The 8330-nt window shown below is 73.7% G+C and carries 11 protein-coding genes and 1 pseudogene; 5 read left to right on the top strand and 7 right to left on the bottom strand.

Annotated features, from left to right (window positions below; genetic code table 11):
* Positions 1 to 304: 304 nt before the first annotated feature.
* The gene (locus tag ACWEKM_RS44990) at positions 305 to 949 is read left to right on the top strand and encodes a peptide deformylase (RefSeq protein WP_451627098.1); all 645 of its coding nucleotides are present in this window, start codon (positions 305 to 307) and stop codon (positions 947 to 949) included.
* Positions 950 to 970: 21 nt separating this feature from the next.
* Here ACWEKM_RS44990 and ACWEKM_RS44985 read toward each other — a convergent pair whose 3' ends face one another.
* Entirely contained in the window at positions 971 to 2398 is a 1428-nt protein-coding gene (locus ACWEKM_RS44985) for a dihydrolipoyl dehydrogenase family protein (protein ID WP_451627097.1), read from the bottom strand.
* A 136-nt stretch (positions 2399 to 2534) separates the two neighbouring features.
* Between ACWEKM_RS44985 and trxA the strand changes: the two genes are divergently transcribed.
* Complete coding sequence (gene trxA, locus ACWEKM_RS44980) at positions 2535 to 2915, top strand: thioredoxin (protein WP_451627096.1); 381 nt, start codon at positions 2535 to 2537, stop codon at positions 2913 to 2915.
* Between the two features lie 251 nt (positions 2916 to 3166).
* On the opposite strand, the gene ACWEKM_RS44975 is transcribed toward trxA, so the two are convergent.
* On the bottom strand, positions 3167 to 3283 hold the full coding sequence (locus ACWEKM_RS44975) for a hypothetical protein (protein ID WP_451627100.1): 117 nt from the start codon (positions 3281 to 3283) through the stop codon (positions 3167 to 3169).
* Here ACWEKM_RS44975 and ACWEKM_RS44970 point away from each other — a divergent pair.
* Entirely contained in the window at positions 3243 to 3443 is a 201-nt protein-coding gene (locus ACWEKM_RS44970; RefSeq protein WP_451627101.1) for a hypothetical protein, read from the top strand. The genes ACWEKM_RS44975 and ACWEKM_RS44970 overlap by 41 nt on opposite strands.
* Positions 3444 to 3450: 7 nt before the next feature.
* Here ACWEKM_RS44970 and ACWEKM_RS44965 read toward each other — a convergent pair whose 3' ends face one another.
* Positions 3451 to 4110, bottom strand: a complete 660-nt coding sequence (locus tag ACWEKM_RS44965; RefSeq protein ID WP_451627095.1) for a TetR/AcrR family transcriptional regulator — start codon at positions 4108 to 4110, stop codon at positions 3451 to 3453.
* Between the two features lie 120 nt (positions 4111 to 4230).
* Between ACWEKM_RS44965 and ACWEKM_RS44960 the strand changes: the two genes are divergently transcribed.
* Positions 4231 to 4788, top strand: coding sequence for an NAD(P)H-dependent oxidoreductase (locus ACWEKM_RS44960; protein WP_451627094.1), 558 nt, complete (start codon positions 4231 to 4233; stop codon positions 4786 to 4788).
* A 123-nt stretch (positions 4789 to 4911) separates the two neighbouring features.
* On the opposite strand, the gene ACWEKM_RS44955 is transcribed toward ACWEKM_RS44960, so the two are convergent.
* Positions 4912 to 6519 (bottom strand): MFS transporter, encoded by a 1608-nt coding sequence (locus ACWEKM_RS44955; RefSeq protein ID WP_451627093.1) that lies wholly within the window; start codon positions 6517 to 6519, stop codon positions 4912 to 4914.
* A 36-nt stretch (positions 6520 to 6555) separates the two neighbouring features.
* On the opposite strand from ACWEKM_RS44955, the gene ACWEKM_RS44950 reads away from it, so the two are divergent.
* The gene (locus ACWEKM_RS44950) at positions 6556 to 7011 is read left to right on the top strand and encodes a MarR family winged helix-turn-helix transcriptional regulator (protein ID WP_451627092.1); all 456 of its coding nucleotides are present in this window, start codon (positions 6556 to 6558) and stop codon (positions 7009 to 7011) included.
* A 61-nt stretch (positions 7012 to 7072) separates the two neighbouring features.
* Here the strand turns inward: ACWEKM_RS44950 and crcB (ACWEKM_RS44945) are convergent, their stop codons facing one another.
* From crcB (ACWEKM_RS44945) to ACWEKM_RS44935, 3 genes and pseudogenes are all read right to left on the bottom strand, one after another.
* Complete coding sequence (gene crcB, locus ACWEKM_RS44945) at positions 7073 to 7447, bottom strand: fluoride efflux transporter CrcB (RefSeq protein WP_451627099.1); 375 nt, start codon at positions 7445 to 7447, stop codon at positions 7073 to 7075.
* 11 nt (positions 7448 to 7458) lie between these two features.
* A complete protein-coding gene (crcB, locus tag ACWEKM_RS44940) occupies positions 7459 to 7947 on the bottom strand; it encodes a fluoride efflux transporter CrcB (RefSeq protein WP_451627091.1) in 489 nt (162 codons plus the stop codon).
* 160 nt (positions 7948 to 8107) lie between these two features.
* Positions 8108 to 8330: pseudogene (locus ACWEKM_RS44935) on the bottom strand (hypothetical protein); the annotation flags it as partial.

Here is an 8330-nt window from a genome sequence, read left to right as displayed (position 1 = left end):
CTCGGGGCTCGGGGCTCGGGGCTCGGGGCTCGGGGCTCGGGGCTCGGGGCTCGGGGCTCGGGGCTCGGGGCTCGGGGCTCGGGGCTCGGGGCTCGCAGCAGGGTCGCCGCGTACAGCACCAAGAACAAGGTGACCGCGGCGTTCGCCGAGGACATCGCCGTGGCGAAGGTACCGGCCGCCGCGCCCCAGGCGGCGAGACCGACCGCGGTGCCCGCCGGGGGTCAGATACGGGCCGACGGCGCCGGGTGCCGGCCGGGCGGCGACCCGGCGGGGCACGGGGTGGCCGACGTGTCATGCTGGCGCGATGGCACCTCCCATCGATCACACACCCCTCGCCGAGCGGATCGAGGAACTCCTCGCCGACGACGGGCCGTTGCCCATCATGGCGGCCGGCGACCCCGTGCTGCGCCGCCCGGCCGAACGGTTCGACGGGCAGTTGGAGCCCGCGCTGCTGGCCCGGTTCGTCGCGGCCCTGCGCGTCACCCTGCACGCGGCGCCGGGCGTCGGGCTCGCCGCGCCGCAGGTCGGGGTGGGGCTGCGGATCGCGGTCGTCGAGGACCCGGCGGCGGTGCCGGACGAGGTGCGGCAGGCCCGCGGGCGGGTCCCGCAGCCCTTCCGGGTGCTGGTGAACCCGTCGTACGCGCCGGTGGGCGGCGGCCGGGCCGCCTTCTTCGAGGGCTGCCTGAGCGTGCCCGGCTGGCAGGCGGTGGTGGCCCGGCACGCCGAGGTGCGGCTGCGCGGCGAGGACGAGCACGGCCGCGCCCTGGACGAGGTGTTCACCGGGTGGCCCGCCCGGATCGTGCAGCACGAGACGGACCACCTGGACGGCACCCTCTATCTGGACCGCGCCGAACTGCGCTCCCTGTCGTCGCACACGGCGATGGCACAGCGGTGGACACAGCCCACGCCCGAGGCCGCCGCCACGGCCCTGGGCTTCGAACTACCCTGAAACGGCGGGCGGTCGGCGCGGTCAGCCCCGGTAGCCCTCCAGCAGGCGCAGCCACACCTCGCTGATCGTCGGATACGACGGCACGGCGTGCCACAGGCGGCTGATCGGGACCCGTCCGGCGACGGCGACGGTCGCCGAGTGGATCAGCTCGCCGACACCGGGGCCGACGAAGGTGACCCCGCGCAGGATCTCTTCCTCCAGGTCGACGACCATGCGGGCGCGGCCCTTGTAGCCGTCGCCGTACAGGCCCGCGCCGGCCACCGAGGAGAACTCGACGTCGACGGCCCGCACCCGGTGACCGGCCTGTTCCGCCTCCGCCAGGGAGAGCCCGACGGCGGCGGCCTCGGGGTCGGTGAAGACGACCTGGGGTACGGCGTGGTGGTCCGCGGTGGCCGTGTGGGCGCCCCAGGGCTCGGCCACGACGGGGTCGCCCGCGGCCCGGGCGGCGATGGCGGCGCCCGCGATCCGGGCCTGGTACTTGCCCTGGTGGGTGAGGAGCGCACGGTGGTTGACGTCGCCGACCGCGTACAGCCAGTCGGTCGCGGTGACCCGGAGGCTGTCGTCGACCGGCAGCCAGGACCCGGGTTCCAGACCCACGGTGTCGAGCCCGATGTCGTCGGTGTGCGGGACACGGCCGGTGGCGAAGAGGATCTCGTCGGCCTCGATCCGGTCGCCGGCCGCGGTGACCGCGACGACGGTTCCGTTCTCCCGGGTCACCGAGTCGACGGAGGTGCCGGTGCGGACCTCGGCGCCGGCGTCCGCGAGTGCCTCGGCGACCAGTTCGCCCGCGAAGGGCTCCATCCGGGGCAGCAGGCCCTTCCCGCGGACCAGCACGGTGACCTGGGAGCCGAGGGCCTGCCAGGCGGTGGCCATCTCGGTGGCGACCACCCCGCCGCCCACCACGATCAGCCGACCGGGGACGGACTCCGCGCTGGTCGCCTCCCGGCTGGTCCACGGCCGCACGTCGGCGATTCCGGGCAGGTCGGGCAGCAGGGCGCGGGTGCCGGTGCAGACCGCCACGGCGTGCCGGGCGGTGAGGGTCCGCACGGCGCCGTCGGGGCCGGTCACGGTGACCGTGCGGGGCCCGGCCAGGCGGCCATGGCCGCGGTACAGGCCGGCGCCGATGCCCTCGACCCATCCGACCTGCCCGTCGTCCTTCCAGTGCGAGGTGTACGCGTCACGGCGGGCGAGGACCGCGGGTGCGTCGAGGGGGCCCTGGACGGCCCGGTCCAGGCCGGGCAGGCGGCGGGCATCGGCGCGGGCGATGACCGGGCGCAGCAGGGCCTTGCTGGGCATGCACGCCCAGTAGGAGCACTCGCCGCCGACCAGTTCGCTCTCCACGATCGCGGTGGACAGGCCGGCCGCCCTGGTGCGGTCGGCCACGTTCTCCCCCACGGGCCCGGCCCCGAGCACCACGACGTCGTAAGCGATGGATTCCGTTTCCGTCATGGGGACAGTCTGGTGGGTGGTGTGCCGGGCGGCCACACGGGTACGCGGCCGGAATACGTGCGCGGGCGGCCGTGTTGCGCGGACGGCCAGGTCGCACACCGGGAATCGCCCCCCTACCGAGAAGAGGGAATCACGCATGAGCAGCACCGTGGAGCTCACCAAGGAGAACTTCGACCAGACGGTCACGGAGAACGAGTTCGTTCTGATCGACTTCTGGGCGTCCTGGTGCGGCCCGTGCCGTCAGTTCGCGCCGGTGTACGAGAAGGCGGCCGGGGAGAACCCGGATCTGGTGTTCGGCAAGGTGGACACCGAGGCGCAGCCGGAGCTGGCCGCGGCCTTCGACATCCAGTCGATCCCGACACTGATGATCGTCCGTGATCAGGTCGCCGTCTTCGCCCAGCCGGGCGCGCTGCCGGAGGCCGCCCTGACGGATGTCATCGGGCAGGCCCGCAGGCTGGACATGGACGAGGTCCGCAAGAGCATCGCCGCACAGCAGGCGAACGTCCGGGGCGAGTGAGGCCGGGCCGTCCCGAAGAGCGCCGTACCCGGCGAACGGGGGACGGCGTGCCGGGCCCACCGGACCGACCGGACCGACCGGACCGACCGGACCGACCGGGGCCGGTGCACGACCCGGTCGGCCGGACTCGCGCCGCACCACGGACGCACCGCACCACCGGCGCGCCGGGCACCCGGTGCGTCTCGGGTACGAGCCGGGGTCGCGCACGGCGCGATCGACGACGTCACGCACGGCCGACGGTGCGATGTGCATCATGCTGAGCCGGGGCCGCGGCAACCGGCCCCGGCATCAGGTTTGTCGGCCCCGATCACGGCGGTGTCCTCGGGGATGCCCACCCCCGCATCCGGGAGGGTGCGCGTCAACGGCATGGCGTACTCGTCGTCGTACGCGACCACCGCGCCCAGGCTCAACCTGTATCGGCTCGCGGCGAGTTCGGCGGCGGCCTCGGGTTCGTACGGCTACCGCATGCGTCCGGCCTCGCACCGGGCCCCGCGAGGGCTGACAAACGGGTTCGCCGCGCACGGCTGAACCGGGCTCAACGGCAGGGATCCGTGCGGGTCACGCGGGCGACCAGGTCCAGCCAGCCGGCCTCAAGCCGCTCCAGCGGCATGCCGCACTGCCGGGTGAGGTGGTGGACCAGGACAGGGCTCAGGTAGCCCATCAGGGTCTGCGCCAGCAGCTCGCAGTCCGCCGCGGGCACGGCCTGCCGCAGCAGCAGCACCACATGGCCGTGCAGGACGCGGCGCGGCGCCGCCGAGAAGCGGCGCTCCGGGTCCGGTTCGGCCGCCAGTTGGAGTTCCAGTTCGTCGCCCGTGCGGCGCAGCAGGGCGACGCCGAACGCGCCCAGCCGCGCCACCGGCCCGGCGCCGGGCCCGAGCGGCGGCGGGCCGCTCATGAACGCGGCCTGGAACTTCTTCTCCGAGTGGTCCAGCAGGGCCGCCAACAGGCCCGTGCGGTCGCCGAAGCGGCGGAAGACGGTGCCCTTGCCCACCGAGGCCGCCGCGGCCACCGCCTCCATCGTCAGGTTCGCGGCGCCCTGTTCCCGCACCAGGCGGGCCGCGGCCTCCAACAGCCGGGCCCGGTTCCGGGCGGCGTCGGCGCGCAGGCAGGGCTCGTCGTCCGCCGAACCGACCGCGAGCAGCGGCGTGTCCACCGGCTCCGGGGGCGGCGTGAGGGGCGGCAGGACGCGGGACATGAACACAGCGTAAAGCACTCGGGATGGAACTGGACCGCGGTCCGGTTAGACTGGTACAACGTTAAACGGACCTCGGTCCGCTTCGTAACGGCAATGTTTCAGCCCTCACTGGAGTTCCCCATGTCTGTTCGCATCCTCGCCCTCGTCGGCAGCCTTCGCGCCGGTTCCACCAACCGTCAGCTGGCCGAGGCCGCCGTCAAGGTCGCTCCGGAGGGCGCCGAGATCACGGTGTTCGAGGGGCTGGCCGCCATCCCCTTCTACAACGAGGACATCGACGTCGAGGGCAGCGTACCGGCCGCCGCCGCGGAGCTGCGCGCGGCCGCCCAGGCCGCCGACGCGTTCCTGCTCTTCTCCCCCGAGTACAACGGCACCATCCCGGCCGTGCTGAAGAACGCGATCGACTGGCTGTCCCGCCCGTTCGGGGCCGGCGCCTTCGGCGGCAAGCCGGTCGCCGTGATCGGCACCGCGTACGGCCAGTACGGCGGCGTGTGGGCCCAGGACGAGGCCCGCAAGGCCGTGGGCATCGCCGGCGGCAAGGTCATCGAGGACATCAAGCTGTCCATCCCCGGCTCGGTGACCCGCTTCGCCGAGACCCACCCCTCCGACGACGCCGAGGTCGCCGCCCAGCTGACCGAGGTCGTCGCCCGCCTGCACGGGAACGTGGGCGCCGCCGCCTGACCCGACACCCCACGGGGCCGGAACCCACCCGGGCTCCGGCCCCCGCCGCATGCCCCGACTCACGAGGGCGGGGGCGGGGTGAACGGGGTTGTGCACGTGACCGCGGTCCGGGCGGGGGCCGGGTCAGACCGCGGCTTCCTCGGGGGTCGCGGCCGGGTCCGACGCGTCCTGGGCGGCCGGGGCGGTGCGGGCGGCGGGGATGACCGCGGCGATCGCCGCGGAGACCAGGGCGAGTCCGCATCCGACCAGCAGGACGGTACGGAAACCCGCCTCGGAGGCGAAGGTGTGGCCGCCCAGGGTGGTGGTCATCTGGGCGAGGATCACACCGATGACGGCGGCGCCGATCGAGGTGCCGAGCGACCGCATGAGCGTGTTGAAGCCGTTGGCCGCCGCCGTCTCGGAGACCGGCACCGATCCCATGATCAGAGCGGGCATCGAACCGTAGGCGAGGCCCACGCCGCTGTTGATGACGATACCGACGAGCATCAGGCCCCAGGCCGAGCCCATCAGCGGCATGGACAGACCGTAGCCGACGGCGATCACCAGGGCCCCGCTGACCAGGGTGAACTTGGGGCCGCGGGCGTTGGTGAGCTTGCCGCCGAGCGGGGAGACGATCATCATCATGATGCCGCCGGGGGCCATCCACAGGCCGGCCGCGAGCATCGACTGGCCGAGGCCGTAGCCGGTGGCCTCGGGGAACTGCAGCAGCTGCGGCAGCACCAGCATGCTCGCGTACATGCCGAAGCCGACGAAGACCGAGGCGACGTTGGTGAGCAGCACCCGGGGGCGGGCGGTGGTGCGCAGGTCGACCAGCGGGTCACCGGTGCGCAGCTCCCACCGGCCCCAGGCGGCGAGTGCCACCACGGCGACGGCGAACAGGCCGAGGGTGGTCGCCGAACCCCAGCCCCAGTCGGCGCCCTTGGAGATCGCGAGCAGCAGACAGACCAGGGCGACGCCGAGGCCGACCGCGCCGGGCAGGTCGAAGCGCTGCCCCTGGGCCCCGGCCGGGACGTCCGGGATCAGGAACCAGATCAGCACCGCGACGGCGACGGCGAGCCCCGCGGAGCCCCAGAACAGCACGCGCCAGTTGGCGTACTGGGCGACCGCCGCGGCGAGCGGCAGGCCGAGGCCGCCGCCGATCCCCATCGAGGCGCTGACCAGCGCGATCGAGGAGCTGAGCCGCTCCATGGGCACCACGTCGCGCAGCAGGGCGATGCCCAGCGGCACCATGCCCATGCCCATGCCCTGCAGCCCGCGCCCGATGATCATCGGGACGACGGAGGACGACAGGGCGCACACCACCGAGCCCGCGATCAGCGGCACGGAGCACACGAGCAGCATGCGCCGCTTGCCGACGAGGTCGCCGAGGCGCCCGACGACGGGGACGCAGACCGCCGCCACCAGCAGGGTGACGGTGATCACCCAGGCGGCGTTCGAGGACGACGTGTGCAGGATCTGCGGCAGCTCCGCGATGAGCGGGGTGACCAGGGTCTGCATGATCGCTGCCGTGATGCCGGCGAGCGCAAGGGTTGCGACCACGCCACCTGCGCGGGCCGTCGGCTTGGGGGCGTCCATGTGGGGACTCCTCGACTTTCTCTCACGGGATGACGCGCGCCATGGAGGCGAGTGCCGGTGAAGGATGTGCATCGTACATGCCGTATGTATCAAGCATATGATGTGGCCCGTACACGTACATGTGCCAGGATGGAACGGCCGTACGCGGGGACACACAGCGCGACGGCCGCACAGGTAAGGAGGCTCAGGCACATGGTCAGGCCGACGCACGAGGTCGAGTACGAGCAGATGCTGCTCAGTCGTCACACGTTCATGAACCAGATGGGCGGTCGGCGCAAGGACAGCGTCCTGGAACGCAGCGCGTACATCCTGCTCAGCCGCATCCGCGTCCAGGGGCCGATGTCGATCGGGGAGCTGAGCGACGCCTTCGGGCTCGACGCCTCCACGCTCAACCGGCAGACCGCCGCGGCCCTCCGCGCCGGCCTGGTGGAACGCATCCCCGACCCGGCCGGCGGCATGGCGCGCAAGTTCCGCATCACCGAGCAGGGGGCGCGCCTGCTGGACGAGGAGCGCGAGGGCATCGTGCGCAGCCTGGACCGTGTCATGGCGGACTGGTCGGACGAGGACATCGCCGCCTTCGCCGACTATCTCAAGCGTTTCAACTCCGGCATCGAACGCATCGGCGGCAGGCCCTGGCCCCGCCCGTAGCGCGCGACGGCGCCCCCGGGGCGGGGACTCACCGCCCCTGACCGACTGTCCCCGGCGGCCGTCAGCCCCAGAGCGCCGTGGCGCAGGCGGCACCGGTGAACGCCGCGCCCAGGCCCGCCACCACGCTCGCGACTGCGTTGGCGACGGCGAGGAAACGTGCCCCGTCCTGCGCCAGGCGCAGCGTCTCGTACGAAAACGTCGAATACGTCGTGAGCGCGCCGCACACGCCGGTGCCCAGTGCCAGTTGCACCCGGTCCGAGGCGGCCCCGGCCGTCGCGGCCCCCGCCAGCAGGCCGAGGACAAGACAGCCGACCACGTTCACGGTGAAGGTGCCCCAGGGGAAGCCGGTGTCGTGCCGCCGCTGCACGGCCCGGTCGGTGAGGTACCGCAGCGGGGCACCGACCATCCCGCCGGCCACGACCAGCAGCCAGTTCATGCCCTGTCCCGTCATCGCCGCCCCCGCCTCGCCCCCAGCGCACGGCGGGTCGCCGCCGCCGCGAGCCACACCGCCGTGAGCGCCGCCGCCAACGTCGCGGCCAGGTAGGCCAGTGCGGTGCGCGAACGCCCGTCGGCCATCAAACGCTGGATATCCACGGCGTAGGTGGAGAAGGTCGTGAAGCCGCCGAGCAGCCCCGTGCCGAAGAACGGCCGCACCAGCCGATGGACCGCCCGGGCCTCGGCGATGATCACCATGAACGCGCCGATCACCGCGCAGCCGACCGTATTGACCCACAGGACCGTCCATGGAAAGGCGCCGGGGGCGGTCGGCCACAGCAGGGCGGCGCCGTACCGTGCCGCCGCGCCGATCCCGCCGCCGAGCGCCACCACCGCCACGACCGGCGTCTGCCCCGGCTCTAGCAGCCGTCGGGCGGGGGTGCGCGGTGCGGTGCCGGGACGCGGGAGCCGCTCCGCCGTCCTGGAGTCCGGGGCCGTCATATGCGGTGTCTCCTACTCGCCGGGGCCCGCGCACGCGGGCGCAGACCGTTGCAAGCAGGGACCGTTGGCGGCATCGGTGCCGCGGTTCGGGTACGGCGAGCCCCACCGCCGCGCTGGGCCGGGGCCGCAGCGAAGCCCCAGCATAGCTCGGCGCCGCAGGTCACTCGTGGTCGAGCGGCGGTCGGGGGGCAGGGGCCCCGCCGCCGGTCACGGCGGACCGGCACGGCGGTGCGGAGCGCATGGGGCCGAACAAGCCGAACAACATGGGGCGAGAGGCGCCGGGGCGGTGGCCCGGGTGTACATCGACGTCGGTGTCGAGGGTGTTCGCGGCGGCGCCGACGGCGACCGGCGGCCAGAAGCACACGGCCACGACGAGGGCCGCG

This window comes from Streptomyces sp. NPDC004752 (assembly GCF_053601275.1).
Note: the sequence above shows the minus strand (reverse complement) of the source record. Positions and strands in the feature narration are given on the sequence as shown.